13 protein-coding genes are annotated in these 15,091 nt (G+C 72.1%); all 13 read left to right on the forward strand.

Annotated features, from left to right (window positions below; all coding sequences use genetic code 11):
* Positions 1-7 precede the first annotated feature (7 nt).
* The 13 genes from FG385_RS07485 (at position 8) to FG385_RS33805 (ending at position 14,888) form a co-directional block, all read left to right on the forward strand.
* Complete coding sequence (locus FG385_RS07485) at positions 8-1,660, forward strand: FAD-dependent oxidoreductase (protein WP_200834336.1); 1,653 nt, start codon at positions 8-10, stop codon at positions 1,658-1,660.
* On the forward strand, positions 1,660-2,379 hold the full coding sequence (locus tag FG385_RS07490; RefSeq protein WP_139095868.1) for an SDR family NAD(P)-dependent oxidoreductase: 720 nt from the start codon (positions 1,660-1,662) through the stop codon (positions 2,377-2,379). Before FG385_RS07485 ends, FG385_RS07490 begins: the two co-directional genes overlap by 1 nt.
* 27 nt (positions 2,380-2,406) lie before the next feature.
* Positions 2,407-3,180, forward strand: a complete 774-nt coding sequence (locus tag FG385_RS07495; RefSeq protein WP_139095869.1) for an SDR family NAD(P)-dependent oxidoreductase — start codon at positions 2,407-2,409, stop codon at positions 3,178-3,180.
* A 37-nt stretch (positions 3,181-3,217) separates the two neighbouring features.
* Entirely contained in the window at positions 3,218-4,540 is a 1,323-nt protein-coding gene (locus FG385_RS07500; protein ID WP_200834337.1) for an FAD-dependent oxidoreductase, read from the forward strand.
* A 3-nt stretch (positions 4,541-4,543) separates the two neighbouring features.
* Positions 4,544-5,464 (forward strand): CoA transferase subunit A, encoded by a 921-nt coding sequence (locus FG385_RS07505; protein ID WP_139095871.1) that lies wholly within the window; start codon positions 4,544-4,546, stop codon positions 5,462-5,464.
* Positions 5,461-6,291 (forward strand): CoA-transferase subunit beta, encoded by an 831-nt coding sequence (locus FG385_RS07510; RefSeq protein WP_200834338.1) that lies wholly within the window; start codon positions 5,461-5,463, stop codon positions 6,289-6,291. Before FG385_RS07505 ends, FG385_RS07510 begins: the two co-directional genes overlap by 4 nt.
* Positions 6,285-8,303: an acetate--CoA ligase family protein gene (locus tag FG385_RS07515; RefSeq protein WP_139095873.1), complete on the forward strand. Its 2,019-nt coding sequence runs from the start codon at positions 6,285-6,287 to the stop codon at positions 8,301-8,303. Before FG385_RS07510 ends, FG385_RS07515 begins: the two co-directional genes overlap by 7 nt.
* Positions 8,304-8,400: 97 nt before the next feature.
* Positions 8,401-9,174: a phosphosulfolactate synthase gene (locus FG385_RS07520; RefSeq protein WP_139095874.1), complete on the forward strand. Its 774-nt coding sequence runs from the start codon at positions 8,401-8,403 to the stop codon at positions 9,172-9,174.
* Positions 9,171-10,073: a DUF7714 family protein gene (locus tag FG385_RS07525; protein ID WP_139095875.1), complete on the forward strand. Its 903-nt coding sequence runs from the start codon at positions 9,171-9,173 to the stop codon at positions 10,071-10,073. Before FG385_RS07520 ends, FG385_RS07525 begins: the two co-directional genes overlap by 4 nt.
* On the forward strand, positions 10,070-11,416 hold the full coding sequence (xcbD, locus tag FG385_RS07530; protein WP_139095876.1) for a 3-sulfopropionylcysteine synthase XcbD: 1,347 nt from the start codon (positions 10,070-10,072) through the stop codon (positions 11,414-11,416). The genes FG385_RS07525 and xcbD overlap by 4 nt, the downstream gene beginning before the upstream one ends.
* Positions 11,413-12,378 carry a 1-aminocyclopropane-1-carboxylate deaminase/D-cysteine desulfhydrase gene (locus FG385_RS07535; RefSeq protein ID WP_139095877.1) on the forward strand — a complete coding sequence of 322 codons (966 nt, stop codon included), beginning with the start codon at positions 11,413-11,415 and terminating at the stop codon, positions 12,376-12,378. The genes xcbD and FG385_RS07535 overlap by 4 nt, the downstream gene beginning before the upstream one ends.
* Complete coding sequence (locus tag FG385_RS07540; RefSeq protein ID WP_139095878.1) at positions 12,375-13,904, forward strand: lyase family protein; 1,530 nt, start codon at positions 12,375-12,377, stop codon at positions 13,902-13,904. The genes FG385_RS07535 and FG385_RS07540 overlap by 4 nt, the downstream gene beginning before the upstream one ends.
* Before the next feature lie 684 nt (positions 13,905-14,588).
* Positions 14,589-14,888, forward strand: coding sequence for a hypothetical protein (locus FG385_RS33805; RefSeq protein ID WP_160148742.1), 300 nt, complete (start codon positions 14,589-14,591; stop codon positions 14,886-14,888).
* Positions 14,889-15,091: the final 203 nt, after the last annotated feature.

A 15,091-nucleotide genomic window follows, 5' to 3' on the forward strand; every position in this document is an offset into this window, starting at 1 on the left:
ATCAGCGATGATCGACGTACGCAACCCCAGCGACCGGTTCCGCGCACTGCGCGCGCGCATAAGCGGTCTCGGCGAGCCACCCGGCGCCGACCGGGGCGAGCCGGGGCAGCCACTGACGGTCGGTGAGTGGGCGCTGCTGATCGACGACATCGTGGATCACGCCGAGGACAACACCGATCCACTGTGGAATGTCGACCCCGGCACCAGCCGGCCCTACGATGCGATCTTCGTCGGCGGCGGCGCGTCCGGCCGGTTCGGCGCGGCGTACCTCCGCGCTCGCGGCGGACGGGCGCTGATCATCGATCGATGGCCATTCCTCGGCGGCTCCTGCCCGCACCAGGCGTGCGTGCCGCATCACCTGTTCTCCGAGTGCGCGCGAGAGCTGGACCTGGCCCGGCAGCTGTCCGGCAAGCTGTGGTTCGGTGAGTTCGACTCGTCGCGGGCCCGCATCACCGAGGTCGTCGAGCTGTTCAAGCGGGGCCGCTCGTTGCCGCACGCGGTCATGAACTGGCAGTCCAAGGAGCAGCTGGACCTGGAGTTCGTGCTGAACACTCCGGCGACCGTTCTCGACGAGCACACGGTCGAAGCGGCGGGACGGCGGTTCCAGGGTGAGAACCTGGTGCTGTGCACGGGCGCCCGGACCGTTGTGCCCGACATCCCCGGCATCGATCTTCCCGGCGTGTTCGATTTCGCGAGCCTGGTGGAGCGGCTGGACTACGAGCCGACACGCTGTGTGATCATCGGCGGTTCAAAGGTCGCGCTGGAGTACGGCTCGTTCTTCCAGGCCACCGGCTGCCAGACGACGATCCTGACGCGCAGCCCGCTGATGAGCACCGCCGGCCTGCACCACGTCGACGACGGCCTGCGCGACTACGTGGTCGCGATGATGGTCGACCGCGGCATCGAGGTCGTCGAGGGCGCCGAGCCGGTGGAGGTGCTCGGTGACAGCCGGGTCACCGGCGTGCGCTACCGGACCGCGGACGGGCGCACGGTCGACGTGGACAGCGACTTCGTTTTCGTCGGGACAGGCGAGCGGCCGGACTTGAAGATGTACGACGCCCTCGGGCTCGAGGTCGACGAGCGCGGCTTCGTCGTGGCCGACGCGACGATGCGGACGTCGGTGCCGTCCGTGTACGCCGTCGGCGACCTGATCGGCCCGCCGATGGAGATGTTCAAGGCGCGCAAGTGCGGGATGACCGCGGCACGCAACATCATGGGCGAGCACTACGAGTACGACTTCACCGAGTACCCCGACTTCCTGCACACCACCTACGAGGTCAGCTGGTGCGGCCTGAGCGAGGCAGAGGCGAAGGCGCGGTACCCGAAGGTGATCAAGCTCCAGATGCCCCCGGACGACGCGGACCCGGAATCGTTCCCGCTGCCGGCCGCGGAGGGCTCGATGCTGTACGCGTTCACGCGGCCGCTCCTGTCGGGCTGGTTCAAGCTCCTGATCGACGCCGACTCCCGGCGAATCGTCGGCGCGCACCACGTCGGGTTCGGCGCAAAGGACGCGTTCCAGTACATCGACCACCTCATCCGGCGGCCCGAGGGCTGGACGATCGACGACATGGCCGAGCTCTCCGAGCTGTTCTTGAACCCGGAGCACTTCATCCAGCTGTCCCGGCTGCGGGCCGGCAAGCTCGAGCTCGTGGACCTGTGATGGGCGCCGGCGTCGCGATCGTCACGGGCGGGGCGTCCGGCATCGGCCTGGCCAGCGCCGGCGCGCTGCGTGCCGAGGGGTTCGAGGTCGCTGTGCTCGACCTCGCCCCACCGTCCGGCGTGGACTGCCTCGCGGTGCACTGCGACGTCACCAACCAGTCTGATGTGGACAACGCCGTAGCCGCGGTCGTCGCCGATTATGGACGGATCGACGTGCTGGTGAACAACGCGGGCATCACCGGCTCGCGGTCGGCCACCGTGCTGCACGAGACGCCGGTGGACGAGTGGGACCGGGTGCACGCGGTGAATGTGCGGGGCCCGTTCCTGTGCAGCCGTGCGGTGCTGCCGGTGATGCTCGGGCGGGGCAGTGGCCACGTGATCACCATCGCGTCGGTCGCCGGGCTGGTCGCCTTCCCCGGGCGCAGCGCGTACACCTCCTCGAAAGGGGCGGCGCTGATGCTGACCCGATCCATCGCGGTCGACTACGCGGCGCGCGGGATCCGGGCGAACGCGATCTGCCCGGGCATGGTCTACACCCCGATGACGGCCTGGCGGCTGGACCAGCCGGACCTGCGCGCGGCGGTGCTCGCGGACATCCCCATGGGCCGGGTCGCCGGCCCCGACGACATAGCCGAGGCGGTCGTGCTGCTTGCCACCGGCCGCCTCGGCTACCTCAACGGGCACCCCCTGGTGCTCGACGGCGGCGCTCTCGCGCACTGATTCGAAGACGAACGAAACGGAGCAAACATGGCCGGCAGGCTGGACGGGAAGGTCGCGCTGATCACCGGCGCGGGCTCGGGCATCGGTCGCGCGGCGGCGGAACTGTTCGCCGCGGAAGGCGCGCGGGTCGGCGCGCTCGACATCGATGGCGCCGCGGCAAAGGAGACCGCCGCCAAGATCACCGCCGCGGGCGGCGAGGCGATCGCGGTGACGGCGAATATCACCCGCGAACCGGAGGTCGCGGCGGCGACGGAGCAGGTGGCACGGGAGTTCGGCGGCCTCGATGTGCTCTACAACAACGCCGGCGTGAACAGCTCCGGCTCGGTGCTCGACGCGACCGAGCAGGACTGGGACCGGTGCTTCGCGGTCAACGTGACCGGCACGTTCCTGTGCTCCCGGGCGGCCGCCCGGGTGATGGTGGACGCGGGCCGGGGCGCGATCGTGAACCAGGGCTCCGTCGCCGCGCTGGTCGGCGTGGCGAACTTCGCCGCGTACTGCGCGTCGAAGGGCGCGGTGGTGGCGCTGACGAGGTCGATGTCGGTCGACCTCGCGCCGCGCGGGATCCGCGTGAACGCGCTGTGCCCTGGCACCGTCTACACGCCACTGATGGAGCCGATGCTGCGGGCCCGGGGCGGTGGCGACATGGAGCGCGGCCTCGCGATGACGGTCGCCAAGTACCCGATCGGCCGGTTGGGCACCCCGGCGGAGATCGCCACAGCCGCGCTGTTCCTGGCCAGCGAGGAGTCGTCGTTCCTGACGGGCTCCGTGCTGACCGCCGACGGGGGCATGACCTCGCAGTGAGCACCGGATGGCCGGCTCGGCGACAAGGAGGTCGCAGGTGACACGACTCGTGGTGGTGGGCGGCGGGGCCGCCGGCATGTCGGCGGCGACCGCGGCCCGGCGTACCGACCCGGCCCTCGACGTGACCGTCTTCGAGGCGGGCGACCACGTGGCCTACGGCATGTGCGGCATCCCCTACTACCTCGGCGGTGTCGTGGATCGGGCGGAGCGTCTGCTCGCCTATCCCCCGGATGAGTTCCTGGCGCGGGGCATCGAGCTGCGGCTCGGCACGCCCGTGACCGGGATCGAGGCGAACCACGTGCGGACCGCAGCCGGCGAGATGGTCGGCTTCGACGCGCTGGTGCTGGCGGCCGGCGCGGAGCCGGTCGTGCCGCGCCTGCCCGGGCTGGACGACCCCCGGGTGTTCACCGTGCGCGCCTTGGCCGACGCCATCCGGATGCGCGAGCTGCTCGACGCCGGTGTCCGCCGCGCGCTGGTGGTGGGCGCGGGATACGTCGGGCTGGAGGCGGCCGAGGCACTCGTCGAGCGCGGCGCCGAGACCACCGTGGTCGAGGCGCTCCCGCAGGTACTGTCCACAGTGGATGATCCGGTGGCGGAGCTGGTGGCCGGGGAGCTGCGCCGGCACGTCCGCCTGCTGCCGGGCAGGAGGCTGGGCGGTATCCAGCCGCACGCCGACCGGCTCACTGCGGTCATCGGAGACGAGCACGGCGAGGAACGCCTGGACGTCGACCTCGTGGTGGTCGCCGTCGGAATCCGCCCGGCGACCGCGCTGCTCGCGGCGGCGGACCGGCTGCCGAGCGGCGAGCTCCTCGTCGACGACCACATGCGGACCAGCGTGCCCGACGTGTTCGCGGCCGGGGACTGCGTCGCCCACCACCATCGCGTGCTCGGCAGGCCCGCCCCGATGCCGCTCGGCCCGGCGGCCAACAAGACGGGCCGGGTCGCGGGCATGGTCGCGGCGGGCGGCGACGCGAGCTTTCCCGGCGTGGTGGGCACCGCCGCGGTCAAGGTGTTCGAGCTGCACGTCGCGCGAACCGGCCTGAGCCTCACCGAAGCGCACGCGGCCGGGATCGCGGCTGTGGCGACCGACGCGCAGTCCCGGTCCCGCGCCAAGTACTACCCGGGCAGTGAACCCCTGTTCGTCCGCCTGGTGCACGAGCCGGGCGGGCGGCTGCTCGGTGCCCAGATGGCTGGGCGGGACGGCGTGGCGAAACGGATCGACGTGGTCGCCACCGCGCTGTACGCCGGGCTCGGCATCGCCGACCTGACCCGGCTGGATCTCAGTTACGCCCCACCGTTCGCGCCGGTCTACGACCCGGTCGCGGTCGCCGCACAGCGCGGCGGGAAGCGAGGTAGATGACCTATGGGCCTGCATCCCCACCGGGACAAGCGGGTGCCGCTACGCCACGCGGCGGCACACGTCACCGACGGCGCCACCGTGGCACTCGGCGGTGGCCTGTCCGCCCGACTGCCAATGGCGCTGGTCCGCGAACTGGTCCGGCAGCGGCGCCGGGAGCTGCACGTCGTCGGCTCGGCGCACTCCATCGACGTGGATCTCCTGGTCGCGGCCGGCGCGGTGCGCCGCTGCGAAGAGAGCTACGTCGGCTTCGAGCAGGACCTCGGCCTCGCGCCCGCCTACCGGGCGGCGGCGCAGGCGGGCACTATCGAGATCGCTGAAAGCTGCTGCGTCACCATGCTCACCCAGCTGCGCGCCGCCGAGATGGGCCTGCCGTTCCTGCCGGTGCGCGGCGTGCGGGGCTCGGACATCCTCACGCTGCACCCGGAGTACGCCCAGGTGACCTGCCCGTTCACCGGTGAGGTGCTGGTCGCGGTGCCGGCGTTGCGGCCCGACGTCGCGCTGCTGCACGCGCCGTTCGGCGACCGCTACGGCAACCTGCACCTCGAGCAGCCGTACGTGCTCGACGAGCGGTTCGCCGGCGCGTCGCGGGTGGTCGTGGCCACCGTCGACCGGGTGGTGCCCACCGACGAGGTCGTGGCCGCGGGCGTCACGATCCCGGCACATCTGGTGGCCGCGCTGGCGGAGGTCCCGTTCGGGGCGCACCCGTGCTCCAGCTACCCGAACTACGCCTATGACCGGGCGCACCTCGCCGAGTACGCCGGTGCCGCGCAACGCGGCGATGACGCGCTGGTCAAGTACCTGCGCACCTACGTCTACGACGCGGAGTCCGAAGAGGACTACCGGCATGCGGTCGGCGCCGCGCGGCTGCGCGAGCTGTCCGCTTGGGGCGAGTCCACGCAGGCATGGAAGGAGTTGTTCCGGTGACGTACACACTCGACGAGTGGTTCGTGGCACTGCTGGCCAGGACGATCCGCCCCGGCGAGACCGTGTTCCACGGCTTCGGCAGCCCGTGCGCGCAGGTGGCGATGCACGTGGCCCGCCGGACCCACGCCCGGGACATGGTGTTGGTCGAGGGCGCCACGTACGCGATCAACCCGGACCCGCCGTTCATCCCACCCACTGGCAACGACGAGAGCCTGCGCCGGGGCGCGGTCTACAGCATGCGGTTCGAGGAGTTCTTCGACGCGGCGATGCGCGGCGACGTGGACCGGATGTTCCTCTCCGGTGGGCAGATCGACGGCTACGGCAACACCAACGTCACCGCGATCGGCGGCGCCGACCGGCCGAAGGTCAAGCTCGGGGGTGGCGGGGGCGGCTGCAATCTCGCCGCGACGGTCGGCGCCCTGACCCTGTGGTGCACGCGGCATCGCTCCGGCCGGGCGTTGGTGCCGGCGTGCGACTTCAACACCGATATGGGCCATCGCACGTCGGCAGGAACCCGCGCCGAGCTGGGCTTTACCGGCAGCGGTCCGCAGTGGCTGGTCACGGAGCTCGGTGTGTTCGACTACGACGCCGACGGGCACGCCCGGTTGTGCCGCATCTTCCCGGACGTCACGGTCGACGAGGTGCGTGCCGCGACCGGGTTCGAGCTTCGTGTCGCGGGAGACCTGCGCCCGGTGTCGCCGCCGTCGGCGGCCGAGCTCGCCGCGCTGCGTGCCGTCGACTCGCTCGGCGTGCGCCGCACGGAGTTCGCGGAGCGGGAGCTGGCCCGCACCTTCGGCACGCCGGGTGAGACGAGCTGCGCATGCTGACAGACCCGCTCGACGCGGTGTTCGCACCGCGCCGAATCGCGGTGGTCGGCGCGTCCGACCGCCCGGGCACCGTCGGCCGGCTGGTGTGGGACAACCTGGCCGGGTTCCCCGGAGAGGTGGTCCCCGTCTCCCGGGCAGCCACCGTGGACGGCCGGCCGGCGTACCCGGACCTGACCGACGTACCGGGAGAGCTTGACCTCGTCGTCGTCGCGGTGGCCGCGGACGCGGTCCCCGAGGTGATCCGTTCGGCGGCCGCGCGCGGACTACCCGCCGCGGTGTTGCTGAGCGCCGGGTTCGCCGAGACCGGGCCCGCCGGCGCCGCACTGCAGCGCGAGACCGTCGACGCGGCCCGCGCCGGCGGGGTCCGCCTGGTCGGGCCGAACTGCTTCGGCGTGCAAAACTGCGATCTGCCGCTCAACGCCTCCATCGCCGCCGGGCTGCCCCCGGGCGGCGGGATCAGCCTGGTGACGCAGTCCGGCTCGTACGGGATGGCCGCGCACACGCTCGGCCGTGAGGAGTCGATCGGGTTCGCCAAGGTCTACGCCGCCGGGAACGCGGCCGACCTCACCGCGACCGACGTGCTCCGGTACCTCGCCGACGACCCGGCGACGACCGTGATCTGCCTGCTGCTGGAGTCCATTCCGGACCCCAGGGATTTCCTCGCGGTGGCCAGGACCGCCGCGTCGGCCAAGCCGGTGCTGGCCACCGTCACCGGCCGCAGCGCGTCCGGCCGCCGCGCGGCGGCCTCCCACACGGCGTCGCTCGCGGGCGACGATGCGCTACGCGACGCCCTGCTGCGCCAGGCCGGGGTCGTGCGCACTCGCACCGGGCTTGGCATGCTCGACGCCGCCCGGCTCCTCGCCGCACAACCGTTGCCCACCGGGCCGCGGGTCGGGGTGGTGACGAACTCCGGCGGAACCGGCGTCGAGTTGGTTGACCTGCTCACCGACGAGGGGTTGTCGGTGCCGGAGCTCAGCCCGGGGCTGCGGGCGAGGCTCGCCGAGCTGCTGCCGCCGTACGCGAGCACGGCGAACCCGGTCGACATCACACCGGTGTGGCGGCGGTTCCCCGAGCTGTACCCTGCGGCGCTCCGGCTGCTCGCCGAGTCGGGCGAGGTGGACGTGCTGGTGCCGGTACTGCTCGCGCGCGCTGCGTCGACCGAGGTGGCCGAGGCGCTGCTGGACCCGGTAGCGGGGCTCGCGGTGCCGGTGTACCCGTGCTGGGTGGCCGGCCGGGGGCAGCAGGCGGCCGCGGACCTGTTGCAGGCGGGCGGTGTGCCGTGCCTGCCGTGGCCCGAGCGGGCCGCCGCGGCCGTCGGCGCCGCGGTCCGCTCAGCGGCCGGCCTGACCTCGACGGCGTCCCGGGCCGAGCCCGCGCGGGTTGACGGCCCGCCGTCTCGGAGACCGGTACCCGAGCGGCCGGAGGAGGTCCCGGACTTCCTGCGCGGGGCCGGGATCCCGGTCGTGGACACCGTTCGCTGCTCCTCGCCGGAGGAGGCCGCGGCGGCCGCCGCACGGCTCGGCGGCGACGTGGTGCTGAAGCTCGACGTGCCGCACAAGACCGACGTCGGCGGCGTGCGGCTGTCTCCCATGGACGTGCGTGCGGCCGCCGCCGAGCTGCTCGTCCTGCCGTGCCGCGCCCCGCTGCTCGTGCAGCCGCGCCGGCACGGGTTGGAGCTGGTGGTCGGCGCCACCCGCGAGCCCGGGTACGGCCCGGTCGTCATGGTCGGGCTGGGCGGTGTGCACGTCGAGGTGCTTGGAGACGTCCGGTTCGCGCTCGCCCCGGTCACCGCGGCCGAGGCACACGACCTGCTGCGGTCGCTGCGCGGCGCCGCGCTGCTCGACGGGGTCCGCGGCGCGCCACCCGTCGACGTCACCGCGGTCGCCGAGCTCGTCGCCACCGTCAGCAGGCTGATGACGGACCATCCGCCGGTGACCGGGCTGGACCTCAACCCCGTGCTGGCGGGCCCGCACGGGTGCGTCGCCGTTGACTGGCACCTGCGCGTGCGCTGAGGGCCAACCCCGGCGAGAACCTCGTCCCGCCAGGACAAGGAAGTTCCGCCGTCTGTTGCCTACCGTCGATCAAGAACCCATATTCTGGAGGCGCAGCGTGGCGAACAGTCCGGGTTTCCTCGACCTGCCCGAAAGAGCGGTCAAACCGCGGGCACGCGGTATCACCCACGTGCTCGACAAGGGCCTGACACCGGCGGCGACTGACGCGCTGCTGTCTCAGGTCGCGCATCTGATCGACATTGTGAAGGTGGGCTGGGGCATCGGCTACGTCGACCCCACCCTGTCCCGGCGGGCCGCGGCGTGCGCGGCCGCGGGTGTGTCGGTCTGTCTCGGCGGCACGCTGCTGGAGGTGGCTGCCCGGCAGGGCCGGGTGGACGAGCTGCGGTCGTGGGCGCTGTCCGTCGGCATCACCCACCTCGAAGTCTCCAACGGGCTCTGCCTGCTCGACCCAGACGACAAGCTTGCCCTGATCAAGGAGCTCTCCGGGCAGTTCACCGTGCTTGCCGAGACCGGCGCCAAGGACGGCACCCGGCCGGTACACGCCCGGCAGTGGGCCGAGGAGATGGCGCGCGACCTCGACGCGGGTGCGCGCTGGGTGGTCGCCGAGGGGCGCGAGAGCGGCACGGTCGGCCTCTACCGGTCCGACCAGAGCATACGCGAGGACGTAGTCGCGGCTGTGGTCGACCGCGTAGGCCCGGAGAACCTGATCTTCGAGGCACCAACGAAGGCACAGCAGACGTGGTTCGTCCGCGCGCTCGGGGCCGACGTGAGCCTCGGCAACGTCGAACCGTCGGCGGTGCTGCCGCTGGAAACGCTCCGGCTGGGACTGCGCGCGGACACCGCCGCGACGACCGTCGGAGCGTTCGGATGATCCCCGAGCCGAGGGCCAACCACATCACGCGGCCCTACCGGGGACTGTCGGTGCAGGAGGTGGCGGTGCCGCTGACCGAGCCGGCGATCAGCGCGCTGCTGACCGGCCGGGAGGTGTACCGGCGCACCGAGTTCCTCGTGCTGCGCAACGGTTCGGACGCGGCCCTGGTGGCGGTGCGGGCGCGCGAACGGGAGTCGTTGTTCTCGCCTGTCGCCGAACTGCGCGTGCTGTCCACTCCGGACACGACGGTGTGGGTGGACGATCCGTCGGTCGACGTCGGCAACGCCACCGCGCTCGCCGCGGCCGCGGCGGCACACCGCGCCGACGGCGCGCTGGCCTACGTGGTGCGCGGGCGGTTCGAGCACGTGAACGTGATCTGGCGGCCCGCTCCGGTGCGGCTGCGGGTCGCCGAGGTGGTGCCGCCGGAGCCGCCCAAGCTCTTCGCCATGGCGCAGCAGGCGATCGCGTTCGACGAGGACCTGCCCCCGATCGAGCTGGTGCTGGACGCCGTGGACATCCGCGAGCTCGCCGACGCGCGCCGGGCGGCGCACTACCTGCTGCCCTGCCGGGGAAGCGGGGTCGAGCTGCCCGGCGCGGTCAGCTTCCTCGATACGCGGCCCGCCGAGCGGGCGGACTGGCTGCTGATCGGCTGCGAGCGCAGCAGGCAGTTCCACCGCCACTTCTACGGCGACGAGCCGGCCACGGTGGACCTGTGCCCACGGGCCAGGGCGGTGGGCGACGACCTCCTGCTCACCAAGTGCTGCCTGCGCGAGCGGGGCATCGAGGTCGCCGGCAACGTCGCCGTCGTGCCATGGGGATCCACCATGGACGAGGTACGGGCCGCGCTGCGCCGGCTGTGTGGCGTGGCCGAGGCCGCGTTCGCGGAGCCGGCCCGATGAGTGCCCATCCGGCCGACTCGCGGATCTACGGCCACCTCTGGGCGACCCCGGAAGCCCGCGCGCTGTTCGACGACGAGGGCAGGACCCAGTCCTGGCTGGACATCCTGGCGGCACTCACCCGCGCGCAGGCGGCGCTCGGGGTCGTCCCGGCATCGGCCGCGGACACGATCGGGCGGTACGCGGACGTGTCGCTGGTGGACCTGGACCAGGTGGCGTTCGAGACGCGTGAGACGGGCCACTCCACGCTCGGGTTGATCCGCGTGCTGCGGCGCGTCCTGCCCGAGTCCGCCCGCGAGTGGGTCTACTACGGCGCAACCGTGCAGGACATCACCGATACCTGGACGGCGATCGTGATGCGCGCCGTCGGCGACATGCTGGTGCGCGACCTGTCGAACGTGCGCGACCACGCGCTCGATCTCGCGCAGCGGTACCGGACGAGCCCCATGTGCGGCCGGACCCACGGCCAGCCGGGGCTGCCGGTCACCTTCGGCTTCAAGGCCGCGGTGTGGGCGGCGGAGCTGGACCGCACGCTGTGCCGGATCGCCGAGGGCAGGCGCCGGTGGGAGGTCGTGCAGCTCGGTGGGGCGCTCGGCACGATGGAGTTCTGGGGCGAGCGCGCGCTGCCACTGCTGGACCGGTTCGCCGCGGAGCTCGGCCTGGGGGCACCGGAGATCCCCTGGCTCACCGCCAGGGACCGGGTCGCGGAGTTCGTGTGGGTGCTCGCGGCCGGCTCGGCCACGATCGCCAAGATCGGCAACGAGGTCTACCAACTGCAGCGGCCCGAGCTGGGCGAGGTGCGCGAGGCCTCCGTCCGCGGCACGGTCGGCTCGATCACCATGCCGCACAAGCGTAACCCGGAGCTTTCGGAGCACCTGGTCACACTGTCCAAAGTGGTCCGCGCGCAGGCGGGCCTTGCCATCGAGGGCATGGTGTGCGAGCACGAGCGCGACGCCCGGTCCTGGAAGGCCGAGTGGGCGCTGTTGCCCGAGGCCTGCCTCGCGGCCGCGGCGGCCGCATCGCTGGGTGACCGCATGCTCGCCGGGCTGCGCGTTGACGAGTCGCGCATGCGCCGCAATCTCGAGGCACAACGCGGCTACCCGATGTCCGAGCCCGTGATGCGCGCGCTCGCGAGCCGGCTCGGCAAACACACCGCCCACGAGATCGTGTACGAGGCGGCGATGGCCGGCCTCGAACGCGGCGACGACTTCCGCACGGCGCTGCGGGCCGATCCGAGGCTGGACGTGCTGGGGGATGCCGAGCTGGACCGGCTCCTCGACGTCGACGGCGCGCTCGGCGCCGCACCCGCACTGGTCGACCGGGTCCTCGAAAGGACGAAGCGATGACCGGCGTCCTGGACCCGCCGTGGCTGCCGCTGGTGGTCGCGCCCACCCCATTGCAGCGGGCGCCACGCCTTTCCGCCGAACTCGGTGTCGAGATATGGCTCAAGCGCGACGACCTGACCGGCGTCGGGCTGGGCGGCAACAAGGTGCGGGGCCTGGAGTACCTGCTCGCCGACGCTCTCCGCGAGGGGTGCGACTGCCTGGTCACCGGCGCGGGGCCACAGTCCAACTGGACCGTCCTGGCCGCCCTCACCGCCCGCCAAGCCGGTTTGCGGCCATACGTGGTGTGCTACGGGAACCGGCCCGCGCCCACCGGGAACCTGCTGCTGCACCACAGAATCGGCACCGAGCTGCACTTCACCGGCCGCCCGGACCGGTCCACTGTGGACGACGGCATAGCGGAGGTGGCTGCGCGACTGCGGGCAACCGGCCGCCGCCCCTATGTCGTGCCGCGCGGTGGCGCGACGCCCTTGGGAGCGCTGGGATACGTGCGGGCCACCACCGAGCTCGCCGCGCAGTGCCCCGGACCGCCGGCGACAGTGTGGGTGGCCACCGGGTCCGGCGGCATGCATGCCGGCCTGGCCGCCGGCGCGGCCATGGCCGGCGCGCCGTACCAGGTCGTCGGGGTCACCGTGAGCCGGCCCGCCGACGAATGCCGCCGCCGGGTCGCCGAACTCGCCGCCGGTGCCGTCGCACTCGCGGGCGCGGACGCGTGCCCGGATGTCGTGGTGCGTGACGGCTGGCTGGGCCCCGGGTACGGCATGCCGTCGCGGGCGGGTGAGCGGGCCGCCGAGCTCGTGGCCGTCACGGAGGGCGTGTTCCTCGACCCCGTGTTCGGTGCCAAGGCAATGGCCGCCCTGATCGCCGAGCGCGCCACGGTCCCCGGACCTGTGGTGTTCGTGGCCGGTGGCGGAGCGGGCACGTTATTCGCCGCGCCCGCGGTAGGAATGGATGGTGCGATGTGAAACCGCCGGAGGGGTACCTCGGCGCCGAGGCCCGGATCACCGGTGGCCCGGCGCCGGAGCTCGTCGAGGCCGGCTACGAGCTGGAGATCGCGGACGCGCCGCTGCTGCACCGCGGCCTGTCGCTCGCCGACCTCGCGCATCTCGTCGCACTGGTGGAGGCGGGCTCACTCGGCTGGGCGCAGGCCGCCCCGCTGGTCGAACGCCTGCTCGCACTGCTGGATACCGACGCCGAGGCGTTCCCGTACGACGCGACCTACGGCGACGCGTACAACAGCCGGGAGCGGGAGCTGGCCCGCTTGCTCGGGCCTGGTGCGGGCTGGCTGCACCTCGGCCGAACCCGCCGCGAGGCCGGGCGAATCGCGTTTCGCCTCGCGTTGCGGGGCCTGCTGCTCGACCTGCACCGCGATGTGGCGGCTTTCGCGGCCACGCTCGCCGGACGGGCCACAGAGCACGCCTCGACGGTGTGGGCTGACAGCACCTACCTCCAGCCGGCGCAGCCGTCGACGTTCGGCCATTACCTCGGAGGCTTGGCCGAGCAGGCGGTCCGTCACCTCGCCCGGCTCGAGGCCGCCTACCGGCTCGCCGATGTGTGCCCGGCAGGCACCGGCGGCGCGGGCGGCACACTGGTGGCGTTCGACTCCGAGCGAGTCGCCTCGCTGCTCGGCTTCACCGAGGCCGGCCGGCACACCCGGGACGCGATGTGGTCGGTCGACGCGCTCCTCGACGCCGTGGCCGCCGCGGTGCAGGCCACCTTGACGGTGGACCAGCTGGCGGAGGACTTTGAGATCTTCGCGAGCCCAGCGTTCGGCTACGTCGAGCTGGACGCGTCGCTGTGCCGGGCAAGCGTGCTGATGCCGCAGAAGCGAAACCCGTACGCGCTCGCCGTGCTCCGCGGTGGGGCGGGCACGCTGCACGGCAGGCTCGCCGGGCTGGTCACCACCGCACGCACGCCGTCGGCCCGTACCGACAACTGGCTGTACGCCTACGGGGAGGTCTCGGGCGCCCTCTCCCTCGCTGGCCGGTTGCTCCGGCTCGGCACGGCCGTCGTTCGCGGGCTGAGGCCGCGGCCGGAGGCGATGCGGGCCATCGCGGCGGAGAACTTCGTCGGCGCGGCCGACCTTGCCGAGTCATTGTCCCGCGACCACCACATCGACTACCGCACCACATATCGGATCGTGGGCCGCGCGATCGCGGCAGCGATCGCGGGCGGCGCCACCCAGCTCACCGCGGATGCCGTGGACGATGCGGCACGCGAGGTGACCGGCGCGCCGCTCGGTCCCGACCCGGCCATGGTGGGCCGATGTGCCGACGCGGCGGCACTCGTGGCGGGCCGCACCACACCGGGAGGCGCGAGCCCAAAGCGGGTGCAAGAGCATGCCGCCGACGTACTGGCGCGGCTCGCGCCGGCCGAGCAGTGGCGTCGAGAGCGGCAGGCGACGAATGAGCAGGCGGTCACGGACCTGCGGGCGATCGCCGGAGCGCTCGTACGTGACCGGCCGCCGGATCCCGGGATCAGCGGACATTGAGGTTCTCCCGGCATCGACGAGGATGAGACGGTGTACAGCAGCCCAAGCCTGGCACCGTCGGCGCCGCCGCTCTGGCAGGCTCCCAGTGGACTATTCGCGACGGCGATCGGTGCCCCCGGCAGGACTACCACGAGGCGAGCGTCGAGCTCGCGCGCCCGGGCGGGAGCCCGTCATGAGCGCCAACTCGCAGACAGTTGCCCGGTTCGTCACACGATCACGATGGGACTGGTCATCGGGCTCAGGTTCCTCTTCGGATTCGGCACTGTGTTGACTCTGGCGTCGAAGCTGCAGGTACCGGTCTTCGTGGCGCCGGCTGTTGACCTAACTGTGTTGGGGTTGCTCGTCGGTACGCGGCACTTGGCGCCGGCCCGGGCCAGCGATGACGGGATGCGCTCGGCCAACTCGCGAACCTGCTGCCGGGCGGCGTTCCTGGACCAGGTCTCCACTGCGGCAGATTCGGTGAGACGGCAAGGCAACGCCGGCCCAGTAGCAGGGGCCTCCGGGCATGTCCACACACGTCCGGAGGCACCCTTGATGACAGTTCAGCGGCCGCTCACCCCGCCGGGACTCTGGCACGACGTGGGACGGTCGGCGGCCGGCCCGGTGCATTGGCCGCTCTGCCCCGCACCGTTCCCCCCATTCGTGGGTGGGCTCGGCGAGGCAACAGCGGGTGCTACTCCACCGATGGTTGCCGCCGCAGCCAATAGCACGGCGATGATCGGGCGACGCAAGGAGCGCTTCGTCATCGAAACCACCTCGATTCGTAGTCATGTCCTGCCCTACTCTTTCAGTGTCGGTCGGCCCCGATACGGGTCAAGACACGATGTGGTTGCTGAAATGAATCACCAGCTTGCCGCCGAAATCGACGAAAAAAGTTGTCGCGTCCAGGTAAGAGCGGGTGGCGTTCCGGCGTGGCACGGGCGATATTCGGATACCGTCCAATATGGACTCCAGTACAAGAAGACCAGCACGGTCAGCGATTGAATATCGCGTCGAGGTAGAACGGAGCCGAGGCACTCACCACGTGGATTACCGGTGCGATACCGTCAATTAGGGGTCATCACCGGCGGGGTTCCACGACACTGGGGACCGCCGGGAACCGCAAGCTGGTGTCGTGTGATCCTGTCCGGTTTACGTTGCCGTGTTTGCCCGTTGGGTCGTTGGGTTTGTCCGCTGCGGTGTCGAGT

Source organism: Amycolatopsis alkalitolerans (assembly GCF_006152065.1).
Lineage (GTDB): Bacteria > Actinomycetota > Actinomycetes > Mycobacteriales > Pseudonocardiaceae > Amycolatopsis_E > Amycolatopsis_E alkalitolerans.

What these genes read in the sequence shown, in the direction of transcription:
- FG385_RS07535 (WP_139095877.1), top strand. Translation starts at nt 11,413, where the DNA reads ATGACCGGCGTCCTGGACCCGCCGTGGCTGCCGCTGGTGGTCGCGCCC.
- FG385_RS07515 (WP_139095873.1), top strand. Translation starts at nt 6,285, where the DNA reads ATGCTGACAGACCCGCTCGACGCGGTGTTCGCACCGCGCCGAATCGCG.
- FG385_RS07495 (WP_139095869.1), top strand. Translation starts at nt 2,407, where the DNA reads ATGGCCGGCAGGCTGGACGGGAAGGTCGCGCTGATCACCGGCGCGGGC.
- FG385_RS07505 (WP_139095871.1), top strand. Translation starts at nt 4,544, where the DNA reads ATGGGCCTGCATCCCCACCGGGACAAGCGGGTGCCGCTACGCCACGCG.
- FG385_RS07485 (WP_200834336.1), top strand. Translation starts at nt 8, where the DNA reads ATGATCGACGTACGCAACCCCAGCGACCGGTTCCGCGCACTGCGCGCG.
- xcbD (WP_139095876.1), top strand. Translation starts at nt 10,070, where the DNA reads ATGAGTGCCCATCCGGCCGACTCGCGGATCTACGGCCACCTCTGGGCG.
- FG385_RS33805 (WP_160148742.1), top strand. Translation starts at nt 14,589, where the DNA reads ATGGTTGCCGCCGCAGCCAATAGCACGGCGATGATCGGGCGACGCAAG.
- FG385_RS07490 (WP_139095868.1), top strand. Translation starts at nt 1,660, where the DNA reads ATGGGCGCCGGCGTCGCGATCGTCACGGGCGGGGCGTCCGGCATCGGC.
- FG385_RS07525 (WP_139095875.1), top strand. Translation starts at nt 9,171, where the DNA reads ATGATCCCCGAGCCGAGGGCCAACCACATCACGCGGCCCTACCGGGGA.